We start from the raw sequence: 24,579 nt of genomic DNA, 5'->3' as shown, positions 1-24,579 counted from the left end.
GCTACCCCCCAAAGGCCACGATCCCCCGCTCCACCAGCAACGCGGCGAAATGCCCGAAGAGATAGAGCAGGGAGAACCAGAAGAATTTCTTTTCGGCGCGGTAGCCGTCGGCCTGGGCCGCAGCCTCCGGGCGCCGCATCAGATGCCAGGCGCCGCCGATAAACAGCAGGTTCAGCACCGCCGCCGCCGCCAGATAGACCACCCCGCCGATGGACGTGAACCCGAGCCCCACCGCCACCGGCGCCAGCACCAGCGCATAGCCGAAGATATGGCGCCGCGTGGTGCGCCGGCCATGGGTCACGGTCAGCATCGGCACGCCGGCCTTGGACTAATCGTCCTTCATGAACAGCGCGAGCGACCAGAAATGCGGCGGCGTCCACAGGAAGATCAGCAGGAACATCGCGACCGATTCCACGCTGATGCCGCCAGTGGCGCAGGCCCAGCCGATCATCGGCGGGAAGGCCCCGGCCGCGCCGCCGATGACGATGTTCTGCGGCGTGCGCCGCTTCAGCCACATCGTATAGACAACGGCATAGAAGAAGATGGTGAAGGCAAGGAAGGCCCCGGCAAACAGGTTCGCGGCGAGCCCCAGCATCACCACCGAGAGCACCGAGAGCAGCAGCCCGAAGCCGAGAGCATCGCCCTCCGTCACCCGGCCCGCGGGCACCGGGCGATTGGCGGTGCGCCGCATGACCCGGTCGATATCGGCATCGTACCACATGTTCAGCGCACCCGAGGCGCCGCCGCCGAGCGCGATGAACAGGATCGCGGCGAAGCCTACCAGCGGATGCACAGGTACCGGCGCAACCGCCAGCCCGACAAAGGCCGTGAACACGACAAGCGACATCACGCGCGGCTTCAGTAGGGCGAAGAAATCGCCGAAGCCGGCCTCGCCCTGGCTTTCCCGCTGGGTGAAGGTAATGTCGCTCATCGCAGTCCTCAGTTCGCCGCCGTCCTGACGGTGCTGCGCAGATCCGCGTTGATCGTCTCACCGTCCGGGAAGCCCGCTTTGGCCCGTTCGAGCCAGCGCGCATAGACTTCCTGCGGCACGACCTTCACGACGATGGGCATGTAGGCATGCCCCTGACCGCAAAGTTCCGAACACTGGCCGAAGAAGACGCCTTCCCGCTCGGTGTCGAACCACAGCTGCGCGATCCGCCCCGGCACCGCGTCCTGCTTAACCGCGAAGGCGGGTATCGTCCAGCTATGGATCACGTCGAGCGCCGTCGCCTGCATCACAATCGTCTTGCCCACCGGCAGCACCACGGCATTGTCGGTCGCGAGCAGGTATTGATCGGGGGTGTAGCCGTGGCTCTCCAGATCGGCCTTCTCCAGCGGCAGCGCATCGAAGCTCACGCCCTCATCGGGGTATTCATAGCTCCAGAACCACTGGTTGCCGGTGACCTTCACCACGATGTCGCCCTTCGGGATCTCCTGCTGCTTCCACAGCGTCGGCAGCGAGAACGCCCCGATCACCACCAGGATCAGGATCGGCACCAGCGTCCAGGCGATTTCGAGCGGCGTGTTGTGGGTGAAGCGCGCGGGCTTCGGATTGGCCTTCGCATTGAAGCGGATCATCACATAGATCAGCAGCGCAAACACGAACAGGCAGATCGCGGTGACGATAATGAGCAGCATGTGGTCGAGCCACTGCTGATCCTGCGCGATGCCTGAGGAGGCAGGCTGGAAGCCGATCCCCTGCGCATGCGGCTGGCCCACCGTCGGCAGCCCGAGGATCATGTCCTGCGCCTGCACCGCCGTGGCGGCGATGAACGCGGCAGCAGTTACCGCACCGGCGCGGCACAGTCTTTTCAGTCCCATTTTTCCTCCCTCGGACGGTTCTCCCTGCCGTCAGCCTCCTGCACCGCTTCCCTTCGGCGCAGGGGACTATATGTAAGGGAACAGCATTCGCCCCGATCCGGCAAGAAAAAGCTTTGCTGTGCCGCAGCATGACCCGGGGGCCAAGGAGGATAGGATGGACGACCGCTTCGCGCCCTTCGAAACCAAACTGGACGAGGCCGCTGCGCTGGCCACGCTGCGCGCGGCCACGGCCGGGGCAGAGGATGGCGAATTGTTCCTGGAGCGGCGGCGGTCGGAATCGCTCGTGTTCGACGATGGCCGGGTGAAGAACGCCTCCTACGACGCCTCCGAAGGATTCGGCCTGCGCGCGGTGAAGGGCGAGGTCGCGGGCTATGCCCATTCGACCGAGATTTCCCAGGCTGCGTTGACGCGCGCGGCAGAAACCGCCCGGCTCGCGGTGGGCGATGGCGGCGGCGTTCTGGCCCCGCCGCCCCCCGGCACGAACCTGCGGCTCTATTCCGATGCGGATCCGATGGCCGATGCCTCCTTCGCCGCCAAGATCGACATTCTGGCCGAGATCGACGCCTATGCCCGCGGCCTCGATCCGCGGGTGGTGCAGGTCTCGGCCTCGATGGCCGCATCGCATCAGGAGGTATTCATCCTGCGCCCCGAAGGCGGGCTGGTGAGCGACACCCGCCCGATGGCGCGGCTGAACATCTCGGTCATCGTCGAGGCGAACGGGCGGCGCGAATCGGGCGGCCATGGCGGCGGCGGCCGATTCGGGCTGAGCGGCCTGATCGAGCCCGCGCATTGGCAGCCGGTCGCGCGCGAGGCGCTGCGGATCGCGCTGGTCAATCTGGAGGCCGAGCCCGCCCCGGCCGGGCAGTTCGACGTGGTACTCGGCCCCGGCTGGCCCGGCGTGCTGCTGCACGAGGCGATCGGCCACGGCCTGGAGGGCGATTTCAACCGCAAGAAATCCTCGGCCTTCGCCGGGCTGATGGGCCAGCGCATCGCCGCCCCCGGCGTCACGGTGCTGGACGACGGCACCATTCCGGACCGGCGCGGCTCCATCAGCGTGGACGACGAAGGCACCCCCTCGGGCAAGAACGTGCTGATCGAGGACGGCATCCTCGTGGGCTACATGCAGGACCGCCAGAACGCCCGGCTGATGGGCGTGACGCCCACCGGCAATGGCCGGCGCGAAAGCTACGCCCATGCACCGATGCCGCGGATGACCAATACCTACATGCTCGGCGGCACCGCGGACCCGAAGGCGATCCTCGCGGATCTGAAGGACGGGATCTATGCCGTGGGCTTCGGCGGCGGCCAGGTAGATATCACCAACGGCAAATTCGTGTTCAACTGCACCGAGGCCTACCGGGTGAAGAACGGCATCGTGGGCGCGCCGGTGAAGGGCGCCACGCTGATCGGCGATGGCGCCACCGCGCTGAAGCATATCCGCGCCATCGGCAACGACATGGCGCTCGACCCGGGCATCGGCAATTGCGGCAAGCAGGGCCAGTGGGTGCCGGTGGGGGTGGGCATGCCCACGCTGCTGATCGGCGGGCTGACGGTGGGCGGTTCGGCCGCCTGAGGCCTTGACCCGCGCGGCGCCGCGGGTGAGGCTCCCCGCGATGGCACGCTATTTTCTCAGCCGGACGCTCTCGCTCGTGGCCAGCCTCCTGGCCGCGAGCATGGTGATATTCGCCGCGATCGAGGTGGTCCCGGGCGATCCGGCCGCCTTCATGCTGGGCATGAATGCCGCGCCCGACACGCTGGCCGCGCTGCGCGAGCAGATGGGGCTGAATGCCCCCCTGCCGCTGCGCTACCTGCACTGGCTGCAGGGGCTGCTCAGCGGCGATCTGGGGCTGAGCTATACCTACAAGGCGCCCGTGGCCGGGCTGATCGCGGACCGGCTCGCGGTATCGCTGCCGCTGGCGGGGCTGGCGCTCATGCTGGCGGCGGGTGTGGCGGTGCCGCTCGGGCTCATTGCGGCGGCGCGGCGCGGGCGGGCGGCGGATGCGGCGGTGATGGGGGTGGCGCAGGTGGGCGTGGCGGTGCCGAATTTCTGGTTCGCAATGCTGTTGGTGCTGGTGTTCGCGCTCCGGCTGCGCTGGCTGCCTGCGGGCGGGTTTCCGGGCTGGGCCGATCCCGTAGCCGCGCTGCGCGCGCTGATCCTGCCCGCGGTGGCGCTGGCCCTGCCGCAGGCCGCGATCCTCGCCCGCGTGCTGCGCTCCGCCCTGATCGAGACCCTGGGCCAGGACTATATCCGCACCGCCCGCGCCAAGGGCCTCAGCCGCGGGCAGGCGCTGCGCCGCCATGCCCTGCGCAACGCCCTGATCCCGGTGCTGACGATCCTCGGCATGCAGTTCGCCTTCCTGCTCGCGGGCGCGATCATCATCGAGAACGTGTTCTATCTGCCCGGCCTCGGGCGGCTGATCTTCCAGGCGATCACGCAGCGGGACCTGATCGTGGTGGAATCTGCGGTGATGGTGCTGGTGGTGGCGGTGATCCTGGTGAGCTTCCTGACCGACCTCGCCTATGCGCTGGTCGATCCGCGGCTGCGGAGGCCGGCATGAGGCCCGCGCTGGCCCTGGGCTGCGGGCTTGCGGGCATGGCGCTCGCGGCCGCAGTGGTGTCGCTCGTCTGGACGCCCTGGGACCCGGGCGCGCTCGCCATCGCGCAGAAGCTGCGCCCGCCCTCGGCCCTGCACTGGCTCGGTACCGATCAGCTCGGCCGCGACATCCTCTCCATGCTGATGACCGGGGCGCGCACCTCGCTTGCCGTGGCGGCGCTGGCGGTGATCATTGGCGCCGGGGTGGGCATACCGCTCGGGCTCGCGGCGGCGGCGCGGCACGGCGGCTGGCTCGACGGCGCCATTGCCCGGCTCAACGACCTGATCTTCGCCTTCCCGGCGCTCGTCACCGCGATCCTGATCACCGCGACCTTCGGCCCCTCCGCCACCAATGCGATCCTGGCGATCGGCCTGTTCAACATCCCGGTCTTCGCCCGCGTCGCGCGCGCAGGTGCGCTGAGCCTCTGGAGGCTGGATTATATCCGCGCCGCGCGGGTGGCGGGCAAGGGCACGGCGCGGATCAGCGCCGAACATGTGCTGCCGAATATCGCGAGCCTGCTGATCGTGCAGGCGACGATCCAGTTCAGCCTCGGCATCCTCGCCGAAGCGGGGCTGAGCTATGTGGGCCTCGGCGCGCAGCCGCCCACGCCCAGCTGGGGCCGGATGCTGGCAGAGGCGCAGACGCTGGTGACGCTCGCGCCGCATGTGGCGCTGTTTCCGGGGCTCGCGATCGTGCTCACCGTGCTCGGGCTGAACCTGCTGGGCGACGGGCTGCGCGATGCGCTGGATCCGCGCCTGCGGGAGCGGGTGGCATGAGCCTGCTGTCGCTCGACGGGCTCTGCGTCCGGATCGGGGCGCAGAGCGTGCTGTCCGGGGTGAACCTCGCGCTCGCGCCAGGCGAGATCCTGGCGCTGGTGGGCGAATCCGGCTCCGGAAAATCCATGACCGCGCTCGCGATCATGGGCCTGCTGCCGGAGCGCGCCCGGGCCGAAGGCGCGGTGCGGTTCCAGGGCGATGACCTGCTCAGCCTGCCCGAACGGCGGATGTGCAGGCTGCGCGGCAACCGGATCGGGATGATCTTCCAGGAGCCGATGACGGCACTGAACCCGCTGATGAGCATCGGCGATCAGGTGGCCGAAACGCTCATCATCCACGGCCGCGCGCGCCGCCCCGAGGCCCTGCGGATCGCGCGCGAGCGGCTGAACCGGGTCGGGCTCGGCGCGGAGCGCTTCCCCCTTGGGCTCTATCCGCATGAGCTTTCGGGCGGGCAGCGGCAGCGGGTGGCGATCGCGCTCGCGATTGCGCTGCGCCCCGAGCTTCTGATCGCCGACGAGCCCACCACGGCGCTCGACGTGACCACCCAGGCGGGCGTCCTGCAGCTCCTGCGCGGGCTCGCGCGGGAGGAGGACATGGCGCTGATCCTGATCACCCATGACCTCGCGGTCACCGCGGGCCTCGCCGACCGGGTCGCGGTGATGCAAGACGGCCGGATCGTGGAGGAGCGCCGGACGGCGCGGCTGTTCCGCGCCCCCTCGGAGCCCTATACGCAGGCGCTTCTGGCGGCCTCGGTCCCGCGCCCCGCGCCTCCGCTGCCGGTGCAGGACCGGATCTTGCTGCGGGTGGAGGAGGCCCGGCGCAGCTACACCCTGCCCCGCCCGGGCCCCTTCGCGCCGCATCCGGTGCTGCCGGCGCTGGATGGGGTGAGCTTCACCCTGCGCGCGGGCGAGGCGCTCGGGCTGGTGGGCGCTTCGGGCTGCGGGAAATCCACGCTTACCCGCGCGGTGCTCGGGCTGGAGCCGCTGCAGGCGGGGCGGATCACGCTGGACGACAGGCCGGTGCATCCCCGGATGGCCGCCGCCGCGCGCGCCGCGATGCAGGTGGTGTTTCAGGATCCCTACGGCTCCTTCGATCCGCGCCAGCGGGTGGAGGCCCTGATCGCGGAGCCCTTCCACCTGACCGGCCGCCCGCCCGACTGGCGCACCCGCGTGGCCGATGCCATGGCGGAGGTCGGGCTGAACCCCGATCACCGGCACCGCTACATCCACGAATTCTCCGGCGGCCAGCGGCAGCGGCTGGCCATCGCGCGGGCGCTGATCACCCGGCCCCGGCTGATCGTGCTCGATGAGGCGGTCTCAGCGCTGGATGTGCGGGTGCGCGAACAGGTGCTCGATCTGCTCGCCCGGCTGCGGCGCGCGCATGGCCTCGCCTATCTGTTCATCTCGCATGACCTCTCCGTGGTGCGCGCCGTCACACAGCGCTGCCTGGTGATGGAGGCCGGGCGCATCGTCGAGGAAGGCCCGACCGAGACCCTGTTCACCGCGCCCGCGCACCCGGCAACACAGCGCCTCGTGGCCGCGGTCCCCCGGATCCCCGAAGCCTGGAAGGAGCCCGCATGACCCCCGGCCCGCGCAACCTGATCACCGATGTACCCGGCCTTCTGGTGGGCAATGCGGCCGATACGCGGCTGCGCTCGGGCAGCACGGTGCTGACGGCGGCAGAGCCGTTCACCGCCGCCGTCCATGTGATGGGCGGCGCCCCCGGCACAAGGGAGACGGACCTCCTCGCCCCCGACCGGCTGGTCGCGCAGGTGGATGCGCTGGTGCTCTCGGGCGGCTCCGCCTTCGGGCTCGATGCGGCTTCGGGGGTCGCCTCCGGGCTGCGGGCGGCGGGGCGGGGCTTTGCCGTGGGCGGGATGCGGGTGCCGATCGTGCCCGGCGCGATCCTGTTCGACCTGCTGAACGGCGGCGACAAGGGCTGGAGCACCAATCCCTATGCCGATCTCGGCCGCCGCGCCTTCGAGGCCGCCGCGCCCGAGTTCGAGATCGGCACCGCCGGGGCGGGCTATGGCGCCATGACCGCCACGCTGAAGGGCGGGCTCGGCTCCGCCTCCGCGGTGCTGGCGAACGGGATGACGGTGGGCGCGCTGGTGGCGGTGAATGCGCTCGGCTCCGCCACCGTGGGCGCGGGGCCGCAGTTCTGGGCCGCGCCCTGGGAGATGGGCGCGGAATTCGGCGGCCTGGGCGCGGCGCAGCGCTACCCGCAGGAGGAACCGAAGCCCGCGAAGCGAACGGGCGAGGCCACCACCATCGCCATCGTCGCCACCGATGCCGCGCTGACGAAAGCGCAGGCGCAGCGGATGGCCACGGCCGCGCATGACGGCATGGCCCGCGCGCTGGTGCCCTCGCACACGCCGCTCGATGGCGATCTGGTCTTTGCCGCGGCCACCGGCGCGCGCCCGATGGCCGATCCGGTGGCCGAGAGCTTCGCACTCTGCCATGCAGCGGCCTGCTGCCTCGCGCGAGCCATCGCCCGCGCTGTCCATGCCGCGCGCCCCCTGCCCGGCGATCTGCAGCCCTGCTGGCAGGCGCGCTTCGGCTGACCGCCGCTTTGGCATCTGGCTGCCCTGTCCGGCAAGCGCGGCCACCCTAACTTGCCAATCGGACGGATGGACATCGCCGCCCCCGCATGATTGGCTGGCGCGAAAATCCGAATGCCTCTTCGACCGGGAGAATGCTCATGCTCGACGCGACCACGAACCTGAAATCGCTGCTGAAGGACCCGTCGCTGCTGGCCACGCAGGCCTATGTGGCGGGCGAATGGATCGACGCGGACGACGGCGCGACCTTCGACGTGACCAACCCCGCGCGCGGCGATGTCATCGCCCGTGTGGCCGACCTGGGCCGCACCGAAACCGCCCGCGCCATCGAGGCCGCCCGCATCGCGCAGAAGGAATGGGCCGCGCGCACCGCCAAGGAGCGCGCCATTGTCCTGCGCAAATGGTTCGACCTGATGATGGCGAACCAGGAGGACCTCGCGCTGATCCTCACCGCCGAGATGGGCAAGCCGCTGGCCGAGGCCAAGGGCGAGATCGCCTATGGCGCCTCCTTCATCGAATGGTTCGCCGAAGAGGCGAAGCGCATCAACGGCGAGACCATCCCCGGCCATATGCGCGACAAGCGCATCACCGTGCTGAAGCAGCCGATCGGCGTGGTGGGCTCGATCACGCCGTGGAACTTCCCGAATGCGATGATCACCCGCAAATGCGGCCCGGCGCTGGCGGTGGGCTGCGCCTTCGTCGCGCGCCCGGCGGAGCTGACGCCGCTCTCGGCGCTGGCGCTGGCGGTGCTGGCGGACCGGGCGGGCCTGCCGAAGGGGATCTTCTCGGTGGTGACCTCCTCGCGCGCCTCCGACATCGGCAAGGAGTTCTGCGAGAACCCGACCGTGCGCAAGCTGACCTTCACCGGCTCGACAGAAGTCGGCCGGATCCTGCTGCGTCAGGCCGCCGATCAGGTGATGAAATGCTCGATGGAACTGGGCGGCAATGCCCCCTTCATCGTGTTCGACGACGCCGACCTAGACGAGGCGGTCAAGGGCGCGATGGCCTCGAAATTCCGCAACAACGGCCAGACCTGCGTCTGCGCGAACCGGATCTATGTGCAGTCGGGCGTGTATGATGCCTTCGCCGAAAAGCTCGCGGCCGCGGTGAAGGCGCTGAAGGTCGGCGACGGGCTCGAGGCCGGGGTCGAGGAAGGCCCGCTGATCAACGAAAAAGCCGTGGCCAAGGTGGAAAGCCACATTGCCGACGCGACCGCGAAGGGCGGCAAGATCCTGACCGGGGGCAAGCGCCACGGCCTCGGCGGCACCTTCTTCGAGCCGACCGTCGTCACCGGCGTGACCCAGGAGATGAAGGTCGCGACCGAGGAGACCTTCGGCCCGGTCGCGCCGCTGTTCCGCTTCGATACCGAGGACCAGGCGATCGAGATGGCCAATGCCACGATCTTCGGCCTCGCCTGCTATTTCTATGCGCAGAACGTGGGCCGCATCACCCGCGTGCAGGAAGCGCTGGAATACGGCATCGTCGGCGTGAACACCGGGCTGATCTCCACCGAGGTGGCGCCGTTTGGCGGGGTGAAGCAATCGGGCCTCGGCCGCGAGGGCAGCCATCACGGCACCGAAGATTACCTGGAGCTGAAATATATCTGCCTCTCGATCTGACGTGGCGGCAGGGCCTGACGCAGGTTAAGGCATCATTAACGCGACCATGCTATGGAACGGCGGCCGGAGAGAATGCCGGTCGCCGTTCCATAGGTCATGTATGTCCCTGACGCCTTCCGCAGCACCCTCTGTCCCGCAGGACCGCATCGCCCTGTCGCGCAGGCTCTATGAGCTCGCCGATACGATCAATGCCCGCGGGGCCGATGCCCTGCGCGCCCGGATCGAGCTGCGCGCCCTTCTGGCCATGTTCCGGGACGACATACCGCGGCAGTAGGCCCCGGCGAATTCGCTGGCGCAGCGCCTCCCGGCGCGGCTAGGGTCGCGGCACCCTGCCCCGTGGAGATTGCCGATGCCTGCCCCGCTCAACATCCTGAAACAGCGCCTTGCCGCCGGCACCGTGAGCCACGGGATCTGGCTTGGCCTGGCCGACAGCTATACCGCCGAAATCGCCGCGACGGCGGGGTTCGACTGGCTCCTGATCGACGGGGAGCATGCGCCGAACGACATCCGCTCGCTCTCGGCGCAGCTCGCCGTGGTGCGGGCCTCGGGCAGCGCGGCGATCGTGCGCCTGCCCGATGACGACCCAGCCAAGATCAAGCAGGCGCTCGATATCGGTGCGCAGAGCCTGCTGATCCCGCTGGTCGATTCCGCCGAACAGGCCGCGCGGGCCGCAAAGGCCTGCCGCTACCCGCCCGAAGGGTTCCGCGGCGTGGGGTCTGCCCTGGCCCGGGCTTCGGATTTTTCCGCGATCCCGGATTACCTCACGACCGCGAATGCGGAAATCTGCCTGATCGTGCAGGTGGAGACCCGCGCAGGCCTCGCGGCCCTCGACGAGATCCTGACGGTCGAGGGAGTGGACGGGGTGTTCATCGGGCCGGCCGATCTCGCGGCCGACATGGGCCATCTCGGCGATGCCGAGCACCCCGAGGTACGCGCCGCGATCCTCGACGCGCTGGCCCGCATCCGCGCGGCGGGGAAAGCGCCCGGCATCCTGACGCTGGAGCCCGGCTTCATCGCCGAATGCGAGGCGGCCGGGGCGACCTTCGTCGGCGTCGGCATTGACGTGTTGCTGTTCGCGGGCGCATTGCGGAGCCTGGCCGCGCGGCATGTCCGGCGCGGCTGAGATCAGCGCATCACGAAGGGGTCGGGGATCGGTTCCTCCGAAGTGCGCAGCCAGACGGTCTTGACGGTGGTGTAATCGAGCGCCGCCGCCAGCCCGCCTTCGCGGCCATGCCCCGAAAGCCCATGCCCGCCGAACGGCGCGATCGGGGATACGGCGCGATAGGTATTGACCCAGACGATTCCCGCCCGCAGCGCGCGGATCATGCGGTGCGCCCGGCTCAGGTCGCGGGTGAACAGGCCCGATGCGAGACCATAGGCGGTGTCATTCGCGATCCGCAGCGCCGCCTCCTCATCGGCGAAGCCGACGACAGACAGCACCGGGCCGAACATTTCCTCATGCAGGCAGGGCGCTTCCGGCGCGGCCGAGCAATCGAGGATCGTCGGCGGGTAATAGGTGCCCGGCCCCTCGGGGATCACGCCGCCGCAGACGAGCCGCGCCCCCGCCGCGACCGAGGCGGTGACGATCCCGTGCAGCCGCGCGCGCTGACGCGCGGTGCACAGCGGGCCCATCTCGGTCGTCATCTCGCCCGGGGCGCCGATCACGATCCGGCCTGCGCGCGCGGCCAGCTCTGCCAGCATCCCGGCCTTGATGCTCTCCTGCACCAGCAGCCGCGAGCCCGCGACGCAGCTTTGCCCCGTCGCCGCGAAGATCCCGGCGATCTGGGCATTCACCGCGCTCTCGAGATCCGCATCGGCGAAGACGATGAAGGGCGATTTGCCGCCAAGTTCGAGCGAGGTGGAGGCGAGATTTTCGGCCGAGGCCCGCAGCACATGGCGCGCCGTCTCCGGCCCGCCGGTGAAGGCGATATGGTCGATGCCGGGATGCGCGGTGAGTACCGCCCCGCAATCCGGCGCAAACCCGGTGATCACATTGACGACGCCGGGCGGGAAGCCCGCCTCATGCACCAGCCTCGCAAAGGCCAGAAGCGGCGCCGGGCCGTCCTCCGAGGCCTTCAGAACCACGGTGCATCCTGCCGCGAGCGCCGGGCCGAGCTTCACCGCGCTGAGGAACAGCTGGCTGTTCCAGGGCACGATGGCGGCGACGGTGCCGATCGGCTCGCGCCGCAGCCAGACCTCCATGTCGGGCTTGTCGATCGGCAGATGCGCGCCCTCGATCTTGTCGGCCAGGCCCGCGTAATAGCGATAATAATCGGCCACATAGGCGATCTGGGCCGATGTCTCGCGGAGGATCTTGCCGGTGTCGCGGGTCTCGATCTGCGCCAGCTCAGGCGCCGCCGCCTGCACCAGATCAGCCAGCCGCATCAGCAACTTGCCGCGCTGCGTGGCGCTCATCGCGGGCCAGGGCCCGGTGCGGAACGCCCGCCCCGCCGCCGCGACCGCCCGGTCCACCTCCGCCCGGCGGGCCTCGGCGATCTCGGCCCAAGGGGCGCCGCTGGCCGGATCGAGGCTTTCGAACCAAGCGGCACCGGGCAGGAATTCCCCGTCGATATAAAGTTCGAAACGTTGCATCGCACCCTCAGGCAAAAGCCGGATTTTCAGGAAAAGGCGGGCATCACATCGCGGATGAACCGCTCGAGCGACGCCTTCTTGCGCGCGAAGCTCATGCCGGTGTCGATCCAGAACGAATATTCATCATAGCCCATCTCCTCATAGCGATTCAGCCGGGCGATCACCTCATCGGCCGGGCCGATGACATTATTGGCCCGCATCGCCGCCGGCGAATAGAACGGATGCGCGGCGATCTCGGCCTCGGTCAGCGGCTGGATCAGCCCCATGGAAATCTCCCGCTCGTTTCTGAACCAGGCGCCGAAATAATTGTAGAAGCGGTTCACCTCCTCCGCGCCGCGTTCGGCATCGGCCTCGTCCGCCGCCACATAGGTATGGCGCAGAAGCATGATCTTCGGCCGCGGTACCTCGGCGAATTTCGCGCAGGCGGCGTCGAAATGGCCGATCAGCTTCTCCACTTCTTCATCGCCCAGATGCAGCGGCGTGACCTGCACATTGTAGCCGTGCGACACGGCGAATTCATGGCTGTTCGGATCGCGCGCCGCGACCCAGATCGGCGGATGCGGCGCCTGCACCGGCATCGGCGCCGAGGTGGATTTCGGAAACGTCCAGAACTGGCCATCGTGGGTGTAATCGCCCTGCCACAGCTTCTGCACCGCCGGGATCAGCTCGCGCATCATCTGGCCCGCATTCCAGGCATCCAGCCCCGGAAGCATCCGTTCATATTCGAACATATAGGCGCCGCGCGCCACCCCCAGCTCCAGCCGCCCGTCCATCATGATATCGGCCATCGCCGCCTCGCCCGCGAGCCGGATAGGATGCCACAGCGGCGCCATCACCGTCCCGGTGCCCAGCCGCACGTTCTTCGTGCGCCGCGCCAGATCTACCAGCGTCAGGAAGGGGTTGGGCGCGATGGTGAAGTTCATCGCGTGGTGCTCGCCCGACCAGATCGCATGCATGCCGCCGCGATCCGCGATTTCGCACAGCGCGATCATCTCCTCGTAGAGCTGGCGCTGATCCTCGGTCGGGTCGACGCGCTCCATATGGATGAACAGCGAGAATTTCATTATCTCAACCTTTCGCGAAAGGGCGGACCTGTCCCTGCTCATGCGAGCCGAGATATTGCCCGAAATTGCCAAGCCGGTATTCCCCGGCGAACCGCGCCAGCATCGCGCGCTGCGCCGGGTCGGTCACATCGCTCATGCCCGCCGCGTCCAGCGTGACGAAGGCGCCCCCGGTGCTCTGGCCGCTATCGGCCGGGCAGAGATGGACGATGTACTGCACGCCGCGTTCGGTATCGTCGTAGATGGCATAGACGAGGCCCGGCGCCGCCGAGCAGCCGCTGCGGGCGATCAGGGCCTCCAGCGCCAGGCGCGCGCCGCCGCGCCCCCCCCGTGCCTCCGGCAGGCCGATGCCGCCCGCGCCATCGTCGATCAGCAGCACCCGGCCCTCATGCTCGATCAGCGCGGCGATCACCACATGCGCGCCATGATCGGCGCTGAGCGCGGTGCTGGCGGGGGTCATGTAGGCACCCCGGCAGTAGCCGAGGCCCGGGGCGGTGCCCGCCTCGAAGGCCGCGATCCGGCCGATCAGGATCGTATGGTCGCCCGCGGGCACCGCCTGCTCCAGCCGGCAATCGAACCAGGCCGACACCCCCTCAAGCACCGGCGCGCCGACCGGGCCCGGCTGCCAGGCGATGCCGTCGAAGCGGTTCTCGCTCGGGCGGGCGAAGGTGTTGGAAATGGCTTTCTGCCCCTCCGACAGGATGTTCACCGCGAAGCCCCGCCCCTGCGCGAAGGCCGCAAGATTGGCCGAGCGGTTCGCGATCGAGACGAGCAGCAGCGGCGGATCCAGCGAGACCGAGGCGAAGGAATTCGCGGTGAAGCCCAGCGGCACCCCGCCCTGCACCGTGGTCACGACCGTGACGCCGGTCATGAAACAGCCGAAAGCATCGCGCAAAAGGCGGTTTTCATCGAGGCTCATGCGGCATCTCCCCGTCCACGCGCATCCCCCGGCAGGCCGAGCCAGAGCGCGAGCTCTGCATTCACCGCCTCTGGATGCGTCAGCGACGCCATGTGCCGCGCGCCTGGCACGACGACGGAGCGCCCGCCCGCAAGGCCTGCCGCGATTGCCTGGGCCATCTCCGGGCTGGAGTTCGCATCCTGCGCGCCGGTGAGCACCAGCGCCGGGCAGCGCACGGCGGCGAGGCGGCCTGCATAGACATCGTCCCCGGCCGCGAAGGCCGCATAGGTGCGCGCATAGCCGAGCGGATCCACTGCGCGGAGCCAGCCGCCGACGCGCGCCCGGATATCTGGCGCATCTTCGGGCCCGAACCAGCGCGCCAAAGGCGCCTCCGGGTCGCCACCGCCCGCGGCCAGATCGCGGGCGCGGCCCAGCACCGCCGCCCGCGCCTTCGCATCGCGGCGATGGACCGGGTTCAGCAGCGCCACGCGGTCCAGCAGATCGGGATGCTCCACCGCCACCCCGAGCGCGATCAGCGCGCCCATCGAATGCCCCGCAAGCGCCACCGGGCCCGCGCCGAGTGCGCGGATCGCAGCCGCCGCCCAGGCGACATAGTCGGGCAGAAGCGGCGCGCCCGGCAACATGTCCGTGCCACCATGGCCCGGAAGATCGAGCGCGAAGACATGCCGGGCGGGCGCGAAGGCCTCGATCTGCGGCGCCCAGGCCGCGGCGCACATGCCCACCCCGTGCAGCAAGACGAGCGGCGCCCCCGCCCCCGCCTCGATCAGCCCGAGGCGGCCGCCCTCAGACCCCCGCAGGGTTTTCGAGATCATGGCCCAGATCCTTCAGATCCTGATAACGATCGCCAATGCGGTGATGCGGGCGCCCGCCGATGGAGGCCCCGAGCGCCACAACGATTTCGTCCGCCGCCGGCGCATCCGGGATCGCGAACTGGATCGTGAGGTAATGCGAGCGCCGGCCCTCGTCGTTCTTGTCCATCAGCGGGATCATGACCGGCGCATTCGCCCCGCCCCGGGTGTTGCAGAAGGACAGATAGCTCTTGGCGCCCACTGCCGTGCGGTAATGATTGCCGAAGCGCAGCGTGTGGATGAGCGCGGAGGCATGCTCGACCTCACCGTCGAGCCCGACCACCGCGGCCTTGCCATAGGCCTCCACCTTGTCGCCCCCGCCCGCCGCATCGAGGATCATGCCCGTCAGCAGCGCGCCGAGCTCGGGCGCCACCGCATGGATCTCCGGCTTCAGATTCTCCACGAAGCCCCGCCCGGCCCAGGGGTTCTTCAACACCGCCGCCGCAGCGATCAGCTTCAGCGGAACCGGAGCCGCACGCCCGCCCTCGATCAGGGTCGTCTCGACATGCAGCAGCGTCTTGCGCAGGACGGTGTTCATTTCCGAATCCTCTGTTGACCTTGATGTATGTTGGTATACCATACTATGCTATGTCAAGCAATTCTCACAGCCCCGAGGCCACCATGACCGCCTACTGGATCGCCCATGTTACCGTGACCGAACCGGAGGCCTACGCCCGCTATCAGGCCGCCGCGCAGGGCGTGTTCGCGGCACATGGCGCGCAGATCCTCGCTCGTGGCGCCGGGGAGACGATGGAAGGCGCCGCCTTTGCGCGCCATGTGGTGATCGCCTTCCCGAGCATGGCGGCCGCCCACGCCTGCTACGCATCCGCGCAATATGCCGCCGCACGCGCACTCCGCGCCGGCGCGGCGGAGGTCCAGATCACCTTCGTGGAGGGCGTGTGACCCGGCGCGGTTGTCTTCCCTGCCTGTGCCGCACTACAGTCCGCGCATGACCACAGCTCCCGCCAGCAGCCTCCGCATCGAACAGCCGCCCCAGACCCTGCGCGAAATCGCGACGGAACGGGTGCGGGACGCCATCCTGAACGGCTATTTCAAATCCGGCGAGCGGCTGGTGGAGCGCAACCTGTGCGATCAGCTCGGCGTGTCGCGCACGGTGGTGCGCGAGGTGATCCGCTATCTGGAGGCGGAGGGGCTGGTCGAGTTTCTGGCCAATCGCGGCCCGATCGTGGCGCGGCTGGACTGGCCGCAGGCGCGGCAGATCTACAAGATCCGCATGCTGCTGGAGAGCGATGCCGCGGCCGATTGCGCGCGGGCGGCCGATGCGGCGGTGAAGGCGACGCTGGCCGAGGCGCTGCAGGCGCTCGGCGCGGCCTATGACGGCGGCTCGGCGCATGAGTTGTTCGAGGCCTCGACCGAATTCTACCATCGGATCTTCGTCGCGGCGGGCCATGCGGTGTCGTGGGACGTGGTGAACCGCCTGAACGGCCGGATCAGCCGGCTGCGCGGCATGACCCTGTCCACATCGGACCGGCACCGCACCGGCTTCGCGCGCATGACCCGGATCTACGAGGCCATCGCCGCGAACGACCCGGAGGCCGCGGCCGCGGCCGTGCGCGCCCATATCGAGGAAGTGTCGGAGATCGCCCGGCAGCAGCTGGCCGCGCAGGACTGATCCCCACGAAAAAACCCGGCCGAAGGATCGGCCGGGCCCGGATCGGATGGAGGGCCGCTCAGGCGCGGTGATCCTCGTCGTCTTCTTCGTCATCCTCGCCATGGGGCAGGTTGAAGAAGCTGTCGGCATCCGAGAAGTCCTTGGGTTCCTTGGCCTCTTCGTCATTGCCGAGGGTGAAGCCCGCAAGGCCCGCGATCGAGGACGGCAGGCGCGGCTCGGTATCCATGCCGAGCGATTGCTCGGTGGAGACCAGCTTGCGGCGCTCGTCGTCGCTCATCACGCCTTCGGCCGCGCGCTTCTTCGCCGCCTTCTGCACTTCGCTGTCCAGCTCGGACTGACGGCACAGCCCGAGCGCGACCGGATCGATGGCGGTCATGTTCTGGATGTTCCAGTGGGTCTTGTCGCGGATCGAGGCAATCGTCGGCTTCGTGGTGCCGACGAGGCGGGCGATCTGCGCATCGGCCAGCTCCGGGTGGAACTTGACCAGCCACAGGATCGCATTCGGGCGGTCCTGACGCTTCGAGAGGGGCGTATAACGCGGGCCGCGGCGCTTGTCCTCGCCCAGGGCCGCCGCGTTGTACTTCAGTTTAAGCTTGTAGAGCGGATCCTTCTCGCCCTTGTCGATTTCCTTCTGGTCGAGCTGATTGTGCCCGATCGGGTCGAAACCCTTCACGCCCGTGGCCACATCGCCATCGGCGATGCCCTGCACTTCGAGCTCATGCATGCCACAGAAATCCGCGATCTGCCGAAAGGTCAGCGTCGTGTTGTCCACGAGCCAGACGGCGGTGGCTTTGGCCATCAGGGGCTTGTTCGTCGTCATCGGAACGGTCCTTTGCACAAATCTCTCCCGGGCCGGGAAATCGGCTGCGGCGGGGTCTCCCCCCTTCCGCGGTCCATTTCTGGTGGGGAATTGGTCCGGTATATAGGCCGGAACGGGCAAAAGGGAAAGCACAAATGCGATTCGGCGCAATCACGGCCCTGTTTCTTGCCGCGACACCCTTGCATGCGGAGGGCGAGGCCGCCGGAAACTTCGACTATTACGTCATGGCGCTGAGCTGGTCTCCGGCCTGGTGCGCGGGCGAAGGCGCGGGGCGCGGCGCCGCCCAGTGCGCGGCCGGCGCGCGCTTCGTGCTGCATGGGCTCTGGCCGCAAATCGAACAGGGCTGGCCCAGCTATTGCCGCACCGGCATGCGCGATCCGTCGCGCGCGGAATCGGCGGCGATGGCGGATGTGATGGGTTCGGGCGGCAGCGCCTGGTATCAGTGGAAGAAGCATGGCCGCTGCTCCGGCCTGCCTGCCCGCGGCTACTATGCGCTGGCCCGCGCGGCCTATGGCCGCATCGCCATTCCGGAGGTTTTCACCCGCCTGCAAAAAGAGGTGCGGTTACCTGCGGCGGTCGTCGAGGAGGCCTTCATCGAGGCCAATCCGGGGCTAAAGCCCGATATGGTCACCGTCACCTGCGACCGGCGCCGGATCGACGAGGTGCGGATCTGCCTGAGCAAGGCGCTGGAGCCGCGGCCCTGCGCCCCCGATGCCCGCCGCGACTGTCAGATGACCGACGCGCTGATGGCGCCGCCGCGCTAGCCAACCCGCAGCACGATCTTGCCGATATGGGCCGAGCTTTCCATCCGCGCATGGGCGGCGGCGGCCTCGGTCAGGGCGAATTCGCTGTCATGGATCACCCTCAGCCGCCCCGCTTGCAGCATCGGCCAGACATGCGCGCGGATCTCGCGGGCAATGGCGGCCTTGGCGGCGTCGGATTGCGGGCGCAGCGTCGAGCCGGTCACCGTCAGGCGGCGCATCATCACCTGGGCGAAGTTGATGTCGGCTTTCGGCCCCTCCAGGAAGGCGATGAACACCAGCCGCCCGTCATCGGCGAGGGCGCGCAGATCGCGCCCGATATAGCTGCCGCCGACCATATCGAGGATCAGATCCGCCCCGCCCGCGGCCTTCAGCACCTCGACGAAATCCGCCTCGCGGTAATTGATCGCGGTCGCGCCAAGCTCGGCGCAGGCCGCGCATTTCTCGGCGCTGCCCGCAGTGGCGAACACCCGCGCCCCGAGCCCGCGCGCGATCTGGATCGCGGTGGTGCCAATGCCCGAAGACCCGCCATGCACCAGGAACCGCTCCCCCGCCCTCAGCCCGCCGCGCATCACCACATTGGACCAGACCGTGAAACAGGTCTCCGGCAGGCAGGCCGCGTCTTTCAGGGGCAGCCATTTCGGCACCTTGATCAGATGCGCCGCCGGGCATGTGGCGAATTCGGCATAGCCGCCCCCCGGCAACAGCGCACAGACCGGATCGCCCACCATCCAGCCGCTGACCCCGGGCCCGATCGCCGCGATCCAGCCCGAACATTCCAGCCCCGGCAGATCCGATGCACCCAGCGGCGCGCGGTAGCTGCCCGCGCGCTGCAGCGCATCGGGGCGGTTCACCCCGGCATAGGCCACGCGGATCAGGACCTCGCCCTGCGATGGCAGCGGCACGGCGCGCTCCACGGCGCGCAGCACCCCGGGGCCGCCGGGCTCGGAAATCTCCACGGCCGTCATCTGCACCGGCAGGGGCATCTTCATCGCAGGGGTCCTTTCAGGGCTTCAGGGCGTGGTGCGGCCCGGCGCGGGGCGCGGCTCGGGCGCCTGCAGGCAGCCCAGAAGGGATTTCAGCCCCGGCAGACCGGTGACCCGGCCCTTGATCTTCTCGATCTGCATCACTTCGGCGATCCGCCGGTCGAGGAATTCCCAGCTGGCGGCGCGGCCTTCGCTCTCGTCGCCCATCCAGTAGAGCACGGTGCCGGAGATGACCCCGGACAGCGTCAGCCGCTTCGAATACCAGTTATAATCGCGCGAGCTGTCTCCAAGCGCGGTCCAGATCATGTCGGCGCTCTCCCAGACGAGCTTGGCGCCGGTTGCCGCATGCTGCGGCAGCGCCATCAGCGCCGCCGCCCGGCGCACCAGCTCCGGATCGACCAGCTCCAGCCGCAGCCGCACCGCGGCCGCCACCTTCTCGCGGAATTTCAGCCCCGCCCAATCGGCGTCGGCGATGCCGGCCGCAGCCGCGCGATCGGCGGCGCGATGATATTCCACCGCCAGATCGAGCGCGCCGCGCGGGCACACGAGGCGTGCGACACCCGGATCCACCGCGAGATCCGAGACCGCCTGCCGGAATGCAGGCTCCGACCAGCCATCGAAGGGCACATGCGGCTTGAGCGCCTCCAAGAGCTCCGCCTTCATCCGGCCAATATCCAGATGATCGTTCTTCATGGGAACCTCCGGCCGGCGGTGTGGACAAATCTCCGCGGCCCTGCTATATGGCCCGCTCCTGCAATCTGATGCAACTCTAACTTAGGAAGGTGGTGACACCACATGCAGGTCAGCGTTCGCGACAACAACGTCGAACAGGCGCTTCGTGCTCTGAAGAAGAAACTTCAGCGCGAGGGGGTTTTCCGTGAAATGAAGCTCAAGCAGCATTTCGAAAAGCCGTCCGTGAAGAAAGCGCGCGAGAAAGCGGAAGCCGTCCGGCGTGCCCGTAAACTGGCGCGCAAGAAGGCCCAACGCGAAGGCGCTCTCTAAGCTCCTGGATCGCTGGCGGGGGTGACACCTCGCAACCCGGACCCCCGTGGCTTGCGCCCCGGGGGTTTTTGGTTGCCCCGCCCCCGCTGCTTGCGGCAATGTCGCGCCATGCGCGGCGCCCAGAAGACCATCCCCGACCAAGGCATCATGACCGATTTCGGCCCCGTCTTTCACCTGCTCGGCCTGATTCTGATGGCGCTTGGCCTCACGATGGCGGCGCCGGTGGCGCTCGATTTCGCCGATGGCAATGCCAATGCCTTCCCCTTCCTGCAGGCGATGCTGGAAACCGTGCTGTTCGGCACCTTCCTCGCCATGGCCAGCCGCTCGGAGCAGCCCCACCCGCTCACCCTGCGCCAGGCCTATCTGCTCACCGCCGGGATCTGGTTCGTGGTGCCGTTCTTCGGCGCCCTGCCCTTCATCCACGGCGCCCCGCATGCGAGCCTCACCAATGCCTATTTCGAGGCCGTCTCGGGCATCACCACGACCGGCTATTCGGTCTTCGTCAGCATCGACCAGCTGCCCCGCGGCGTGCTGCTGTGGCGCGGCATGCTGAACTGGCTGGGCGGGCTCGGCATCGCCTTCGTTGCGATGATCTTCCTGCCGGTGATGCGGATCGGCGGCATGCGCTATTTCCAGACCGAGGGCTTCGATACATTGGGCAAGGTCCTGCCTCGCGCGCGCGACATCGCGAGCTCGCTGCTGAAGGTCTATTCCACGCTGACGGCGCTGTGCTTCGTCGTCTTCACCGCCTGCGGGATGCCGGTTCTCGATGCGCTGGTGAATGCGTTCTCCTCGATCGCGACCGGCGGCTTTTCCACCCATGATGCCAGCTTCGCGATCTGGTCCCCCTCCGCGCAATATGCGGGCACGGTGTTCATGATGCTGGGGGCGATGCCCTACATCCGCTTCTTCCAGATGATCAACGGCGAGCCGCGGGCGCTGTGGAGCGACAGCCAGGTGCGCGCCTTCGTGCGCTGGTGGGCCTATGCCTGCGCCATGGTGGTGCTCTACCGGCTCTGGCACGAGGACCTGCCGCCCGAGCGCATCGCCCGCGAGACGCTGTTCAACCTGGCCTCGATCATGACCAGCACCGGCTTCGGCATGGGCCCGATCGAGCCCTGGGGGGCATTTCCGCTGGTCGTGGCCTTCATTGTCGGCATCGTCGGGGGCTGCACCAATTCCAGCTCCGCGGCGCTGCAGGTGTTCCGGGTGCAGGTGGTTCTGTCCGTGCTGCGCGCCGCGATCCGGCAGCTGCATTCGCCGCATCGGGTGGTGCAGGCCATGTATGACGGCAAGCCGCTCGACGACACGACCATCGGCCCGCTGATGCAATATGTGACGGCCTATATCCTCACGCTCGGCGCGTTTTCGGTCCTGATGTCGATGGATGCGGGCAACGACATGACCTCGGCGCTGTTCGCCGTCTGGGGGGCGCTTGGCAATATCGGCTTTGCCATCGGGCCGATGACGCGTTCGGGGACGATGACCGAATTCTCCGATGCCTCGACCTGGCTCCTCACGCTGGCGATGCTGCTCGGGCGGCTCGGGCTGCTGTCGATCTTCGTTCTGGTGCTGCCGCGGTTCTGGCGCGACTAGGGCTCAGACCGGCAGCGCGGTGGTCTTGAACACGGTGCGCAGCGCGAAGGAGCTTTGCATCCCCTGCACCCCGGGCAGGCGCGCGAGCTTCGCGCGGTGGATCCGGGCGAAATCCTCGGTATCCTCCGCAACCACCTTCAGCAGGTAATCCGCCGAGCCCGCCATCAGGTGGCATTCCAGCACATCGGGGATCTTCTTCACCTCGCGCTCGAACGCCTCAAGCACCTCATCCGCCTGGCCGGAGAGCGTGATCTCCACGAAAACGGTCGTCGGTCGGCCAAGCTTGCGCGCGTCCAGAAGCGCCACATAATCCTTGATGTAGCCCTCCTCCTCCAGCCGCTGCACGCGGCGGTGGCAGGCCGAGGCCGACAGGTTCACCCGCTCGGACAGATCCGCATTGGAGATCCGCCCCTGCTGTTGCAGCACGGTGAGGATGCGGCGATCTGTGGCGTCTAGGGTCATGGGGGCGCAATATTCTTCGGCTTGGTGGCAGGCAGAGGCGAAGATATGGCCGCAAATCCGCCTCGGACGCAATGCGAAATCAAGAAAATTGCACGGAACCAGGCGCAGTCTGAAGAGACGGTAATCCGGCTTTGGGAGGAGCGGATGAAAATCGGAACACTCAGGGAGATAAAGCCGCAGGAATTTCGCGTCGGGCTGACGCCCGGAGCGGTACGCGATGCGGTATCGCATGGCCATCAGGTGCTGGTCGAGGCCGGCGCGGGCCTCGGCTCGGGCTATACGGATGCGGATTATGCGGCGGCGGGGGCGCGCATTGCCCCCGACGCGGCCGCGGTGCTGGGCGAGGCGGAGCTGATCGTCAAGGTGAAGGAGCCGCAGCCGGAGGAGCGCGCGCAGCTGCGCCCGGGGCAGGTGCTGTTCACCTATCTGCATCTGGCGCCGGATCCGGAGCAGACGCGGGATCTGATGGACTCGGGCGCGACCTGCATCGCCTATGAAACGGTCACCGATCGCGCGGGCGGGCTGCCGCTGCTGGCGCCGATGTCCGAGGTGGCGGGGCGGCTCGCGCCGCAGATGGGGGCCTGGACCCTGCAGAAGGCGAATGGCGGGCGCGGCGTCCTGCTCGGCGGTGTGCCCGGCGTGGCGCCCGGCCGGGTGGTGATTCTGGGGGGTGGCGTGGTTGGCACGCAGGCCGCGCGCGTCGCGGCCGGGATGGGCGCGGAGGTGACGGTGCTGGACCTGTCGCTGCCGCGGCTGCGCCATCTGGACGAGGCCTATCGCGGCCAGTTCCGCACCGCCTTCGCCAGCCGCGCCATGACCGAGGATCTCGTGGCCGCGGCCGATCTGGTGATCGGCGCCGTCCTGATTCCCGGCGCCGCCGCACCGAAGCTGATCACCCGCGCGATGCTGGGCACGATGCGGCCGGGCGCGGCGATCGTCGATGTGGCGATTGATCAGGGCGGATGCACGGAAACCTCGCACCCCACCACGCATCAGGAGCCGATCTATACCGTGGACGGGATCTTGCACTATTGCGTGGCGAATATGCCAGGCGCGGTGGCGCGCACGGCCACCCAGGCGCTCAGTAATGCCACCCTGCCCTTCGTGCTCGCCCTGGCAGACAAGGGCTGGCGGCGCGCCTGCGCCGAGGATCCGCACCTGCGGGCGGGGCTGAACGTCCACGCCGGCGAGATCACTTGCGCCGCGGTCGCCCAGGCGCTCGGGCTGCCCCTTGCCGAGGCCGAACTGGCGCTCGCGGCCTGAGGCCCAAACAAAAGCCTGCCGGAGATACCCCGGCAGGCTTTTCTGTCATCGTCCCGAAAGGGCTTATTTCTTCAGCGCGTCGCGGATTTCCAGCAGCACGTCGATCTCGCTCGGGCCCTTCGGCGCCGCTTCTTGCTTCTGGATCGCCGCGTCCTTGACCTTGTTCACCAGCTTGACCAGCAAGAACACCACAAAGGCGATGATCAGGAAGTTGATGACTGCGGTGATGAACGAGCCATAGGCGAAAACGGGGGCTCCTGCCGCCTTGGCCGCCGCGAGCGAGGTGAAATCACCGGCGCCGAGGTTGATGAACAGGTTCGAGAAGTCGATCCCGCCCGTGATCACCCCGATGATCGGGTTGATCAGATCCGCCACCATGGAGTTGACGATCGCCGTGAAAGCGGCCCCGATGATGATACCCACTGCCATGTCGACAACATTGCCGCGGGCGATAAAATCACGAAATTCCTTGATCATGTCCTGTCCCAATCTGCACCGCATGTTGCGGCATCTTTGCGGCGGAGCCTAACATGATCCGCCCGCCAGTACACTGCCCGATTGCAGCGACACAGTTTGAAATCTGACGGCGCCGCCTCTGCATGCGCGGCGTGCAGCGCGCGAAGCGCGGAAGGGCCAGGACGGCCGCGGCACGAAGCGCTCACGACTGGCGGCCGTGCAGAGTGCCGTTTGTCGTGGCACGCGGCTTATGCGCGCTTCGCGCCGTCAGCGAACGCCACCGGCGGCGATAATGCGGTTCCGTATGCGCTTCGCGCGGGCGATAGAAGCGATCAACAGGATCCGACGCTTCGGCCTGGCTCCGGTGCGCATTCATTCTCCCAATGGGAGCCCGCCTCGCTTTCAGTGGCGAACAGGGGCCCTCACCCGCAAGATCGCGCCAGTTACTGCCTGCCCACTCGATCGAACGGATGATGTGTCTATTTCCAGCCCTGGCCTGAGCGATGGAGCAAGACACCGGCGTCCCAATACGGCTCATCGCCGGCGCAAACGCGCTGAGCGCAACATTCCGATCGGCCTGCCTGCACTGGACAGCTGACAAAGCCAAAGCGCTCGCAAGCCCCCTTCGCCTGCCCGCATACAGGTGCAGCCCGCCAGCCATGCAAAGGGCGCCGAGCGCCACTTCTGAACCTCTCCGGTTTTTCCGGCGGCTTCACCTCCTGAGTAGGATGGAGCATCATGCGCAGGACGATGAACAATTTTCCCCTGAAGTGCGTGAAGGCGCGGTGCGCCTGGTCGACAATGAGGGTC

Annotated in this window: 26 protein-coding genes and 1 pseudogene; 15 read left to right on the top strand and 12 right to left on the bottom strand. The window is 68.3% G+C overall.

Annotated elements, in window-relative coordinates; translation table 11 throughout:
• Window position 1: 1 nt before the first annotated feature.
• A pseudogene (cyoE, locus tag ACOMG5_RS10915) lies at window positions 2–931 on the bottom strand (heme o synthase).
• Between the two features lie 8 nt (window positions 932–939).
• Window positions 940–1,821, bottom strand: a complete 882-nt coding sequence (coxB, locus tag ACOMG5_RS10910) for a cytochrome c oxidase subunit II (RefSeq protein ID WP_420343829.1) — start codon at window positions 1,819–1,821, stop codon at window positions 940–942.
• 154 nt (window positions 1,822–1,975) lie between these two features.
• Between coxB and tldD the strand changes: the two genes are divergently transcribed.
• The 8 genes from tldD (at window position 1,976) to ACOMG5_RS10870 (ending at window position 10,493) form a co-directional block, all read left to right on the top strand.
• Entirely contained in the window at window positions 1,976–3,394 is a 1,419-nt protein-coding gene (tldD, locus tag ACOMG5_RS10905; RefSeq protein ID WP_420343828.1) for a metalloprotease TldD, read from the top strand.
• A 40-nt stretch (window positions 3,395–3,434) separates the two neighbouring features.
• Window positions 3,435–4,379 (top strand): ABC transporter permease, encoded by a 945-nt coding sequence (locus tag ACOMG5_RS10900; RefSeq protein ID WP_420343827.1) that lies wholly within the window; start codon window positions 3,435–3,437, stop codon window positions 4,377–4,379.
• Window positions 4,376–5,191 carry an ABC transporter permease gene (locus tag ACOMG5_RS10895; protein WP_420343826.1) on the top strand — a complete coding sequence of 272 codons (816 nt, stop codon included), beginning with the start codon at window positions 4,376–4,378 and terminating at the stop codon, window positions 5,189–5,191. Before ACOMG5_RS10900 ends, ACOMG5_RS10895 begins: the two co-directional genes overlap by 4 nt.
• Window positions 5,188–6,771, top strand: a complete 1,584-nt coding sequence (locus ACOMG5_RS10890; RefSeq protein ID WP_420343825.1) for an ABC transporter ATP-binding protein — start codon at window positions 5,188–5,190, stop codon at window positions 6,769–6,771. Before ACOMG5_RS10895 ends, ACOMG5_RS10890 begins: the two co-directional genes overlap by 4 nt.
• On the top strand, window positions 6,768–7,754 hold the full coding sequence (locus tag ACOMG5_RS10885) for a P1 family peptidase (protein WP_420343824.1): 987 nt from the start codon (window positions 6,768–6,770) through the stop codon (window positions 7,752–7,754). Before ACOMG5_RS10890 ends, ACOMG5_RS10885 begins: the two co-directional genes overlap by 4 nt.
• A gap of 137 nt (window positions 7,755–7,891) precedes the next feature.
• Window positions 7,892–9,370 (top strand): NAD-dependent succinate-semialdehyde dehydrogenase, encoded by a 1,479-nt coding sequence (locus ACOMG5_RS10880; RefSeq protein WP_420343823.1) that lies wholly within the window; start codon window positions 7,892–7,894, stop codon window positions 9,368–9,370.
• Between the two features lie 100 nt (window positions 9,371–9,470).
• Window positions 9,471–9,644, top strand: coding sequence for a hypothetical protein (locus ACOMG5_RS10875; protein ID WP_420343822.1), 174 nt, complete (start codon window positions 9,471–9,473; stop codon window positions 9,642–9,644).
• Window positions 9,645–9,719: 75 nt separating this feature from the next.
• A complete protein-coding gene (locus ACOMG5_RS10870) occupies window positions 9,720–10,493 on the top strand; it encodes an aldolase/citrate lyase family protein (RefSeq protein WP_420343821.1) in 774 nt (257 codons plus the stop codon).
• 2 nt (window positions 10,494–10,495) lie between these two features.
• Here ACOMG5_RS10870 and ACOMG5_RS10865 read toward each other — a convergent pair whose 3' ends face one another.
• From ACOMG5_RS10865 to ACOMG5_RS10845, 5 genes are read right to left on the bottom strand one after another with little or no spacing between them, the layout of a single operon-like run.
• Window positions 10,496–11,962, bottom strand: coding sequence for an aldehyde dehydrogenase (locus ACOMG5_RS10865; protein ID WP_420343820.1), 1,467 nt, complete (start codon window positions 11,960–11,962; stop codon window positions 10,496–10,498).
• Between the two features lie 26 nt (window positions 11,963–11,988).
• Window positions 11,989–13,026, bottom strand: coding sequence for an LLM class flavin-dependent oxidoreductase (locus tag ACOMG5_RS10860; protein ID WP_420343819.1), 1,038 nt, complete (start codon window positions 13,024–13,026; stop codon window positions 11,989–11,991).
• A gap of 4 nt (window positions 13,027–13,030) precedes the next feature.
• A complete protein-coding gene (locus tag ACOMG5_RS10855; protein ID WP_420343818.1) occupies window positions 13,031–13,942 on the bottom strand; it encodes a flavin reductase family protein in 912 nt (303 codons plus the stop codon).
• The gene (locus ACOMG5_RS10850; RefSeq protein ID WP_420343817.1) at window positions 13,939–14,754 is read right to left on the bottom strand and encodes an alpha/beta fold hydrolase; all 816 of its coding nucleotides are present in this window, start codon (window positions 14,752–14,754) and stop codon (window positions 13,939–13,941) included. Before ACOMG5_RS10850 ends, ACOMG5_RS10855 begins: the two co-directional genes overlap by 4 nt.
• The gene (locus ACOMG5_RS10845) at window positions 14,726–15,328 is read right to left on the bottom strand and encodes an amino acid synthesis family protein (RefSeq protein WP_420343816.1); all 603 of its coding nucleotides are present in this window, start codon (window positions 15,326–15,328) and stop codon (window positions 14,726–14,728) included. Before ACOMG5_RS10845 ends, ACOMG5_RS10850 begins: the two co-directional genes overlap by 29 nt.
• A gap of 83 nt (window positions 15,329–15,411) precedes the next feature.
• Between ACOMG5_RS10845 and ACOMG5_RS10840 the strand changes: the two genes are divergently transcribed.
• Together ACOMG5_RS10840 and ACOMG5_RS10835 are read left to right on the top strand one after the other, a co-directional pair.
• On the top strand, window positions 15,412–15,693 hold the full coding sequence (locus ACOMG5_RS10840) for a DUF1330 domain-containing protein (RefSeq protein ID WP_420343815.1): 282 nt from the start codon (window positions 15,412–15,414) through the stop codon (window positions 15,691–15,693).
• A 46-nt stretch (window positions 15,694–15,739) separates the two neighbouring features.
• Window positions 15,740–16,423, top strand: coding sequence for a GntR family transcriptional regulator (locus tag ACOMG5_RS10835; protein WP_420343814.1), 684 nt, complete (start codon window positions 15,740–15,742; stop codon window positions 16,421–16,423).
• A 58-nt stretch (window positions 16,424–16,481) separates the two neighbouring features.
• On the opposite strand, the gene ACOMG5_RS10830 is transcribed toward ACOMG5_RS10835, so the two are convergent.
• Complete coding sequence (locus tag ACOMG5_RS10830) at window positions 16,482–17,243, bottom strand: DUF1013 domain-containing protein (RefSeq protein WP_420343813.1); 762 nt, start codon at window positions 17,241–17,243, stop codon at window positions 16,482–16,484.
• A gap of 134 nt (window positions 17,244–17,377) precedes the next feature.
• On the opposite strand from ACOMG5_RS10830, the gene ACOMG5_RS10825 reads away from it, so the two are divergent.
• A complete protein-coding gene (locus ACOMG5_RS10825) occupies window positions 17,378–18,007 on the top strand; it encodes a ribonuclease T2 family protein (protein WP_420343812.1) in 630 nt (209 codons plus the stop codon).
• On the opposite strand, the gene ACOMG5_RS10820 is transcribed toward ACOMG5_RS10825, so the two are convergent.
• Window positions 18,004–18,990: an NAD(P)H-quinone oxidoreductase gene (locus ACOMG5_RS10820; RefSeq protein WP_420343869.1), complete on the bottom strand. Its 987-nt coding sequence runs from the start codon at window positions 18,988–18,990 to the stop codon at window positions 18,004–18,006. The genes ACOMG5_RS10825 and ACOMG5_RS10820 overlap by 4 nt on opposite strands.
• Before the next feature lie 27 nt (window positions 18,991–19,017).
• Window positions 19,018–19,683 carry a COQ9 family protein gene (locus ACOMG5_RS10815; RefSeq protein ID WP_420343811.1) on the bottom strand — a complete coding sequence of 222 codons (666 nt, stop codon included), beginning with the start codon at window positions 19,681–19,683 and terminating at the stop codon, window positions 19,018–19,020.
• Between the two features lie 102 nt (window positions 19,684–19,785).
• On the opposite strand from ACOMG5_RS10815, the gene rpsU reads away from it, so the two are divergent.
• Together rpsU and ACOMG5_RS10805 are read left to right on the top strand one after the other, a co-directional pair.
• Window positions 19,786–19,992 carry a 30S ribosomal protein S21 gene (gene rpsU, locus ACOMG5_RS10810; RefSeq protein WP_011748553.1) on the top strand — a complete coding sequence of 69 codons (207 nt, stop codon included), beginning with the start codon at window positions 19,786–19,788 and terminating at the stop codon, window positions 19,990–19,992.
• 108 nt (window positions 19,993–20,100) lie between these two features.
• Window positions 20,101–21,588: a TrkH family potassium uptake protein gene (locus ACOMG5_RS10805; RefSeq protein WP_420343810.1), complete on the top strand. Its 1,488-nt coding sequence runs from the start codon at window positions 20,101–20,103 to the stop codon at window positions 21,586–21,588.
• 3 nt (window positions 21,589–21,591) lie between these two features.
• Here ACOMG5_RS10805 and ACOMG5_RS10800 read toward each other — a convergent pair whose 3' ends face one another.
• Window positions 21,592–22,050, bottom strand: coding sequence for an Lrp/AsnC family transcriptional regulator (locus tag ACOMG5_RS10800; protein ID WP_420343809.1), 459 nt, complete (start codon window positions 22,048–22,050; stop codon window positions 21,592–21,594).
• Between the two features lie 144 nt (window positions 22,051–22,194).
• Here ACOMG5_RS10800 and ald point away from each other — a divergent pair, with 144 nt between their 5' ends.
• Window positions 22,195–23,313 carry an alanine dehydrogenase gene (gene ald, locus ACOMG5_RS10795; protein WP_420343808.1) on the top strand — a complete coding sequence of 373 codons (1,119 nt, stop codon included), beginning with the start codon at window positions 22,195–22,197 and terminating at the stop codon, window positions 23,311–23,313.
• 63 nt (window positions 23,314–23,376) lie between these two features.
• On the opposite strand, the gene mscL is transcribed toward ald, so the two are convergent.
• Window positions 23,377–23,790, bottom strand: coding sequence for a large conductance mechanosensitive channel protein MscL (mscL, locus tag ACOMG5_RS10790; RefSeq protein ID WP_420343807.1), 414 nt, complete (start codon window positions 23,788–23,790; stop codon window positions 23,377–23,379).
• Between the two features lie 482 nt (window positions 23,791–24,272).
• On the opposite strand from mscL, the gene ACOMG5_RS10785 reads away from it, so the two are divergent.
• Window positions 24,273–24,579: hypothetical protein (locus tag ACOMG5_RS10785; RefSeq protein ID WP_420343806.1), on the top strand; the 307-nt coding region annotated here is incomplete at its 3' end.

This window comes from Paenirhodobacter sp., assembly GCF_041916475.1.
GTDB lineage: Bacteria > Pseudomonadota > Alphaproteobacteria > Rhodobacterales > Rhodobacteraceae > Rhodobacter.
Note: the sequence above shows the minus strand (reverse complement) of the source record. Positions and strands in the feature narration are given on the sequence as shown.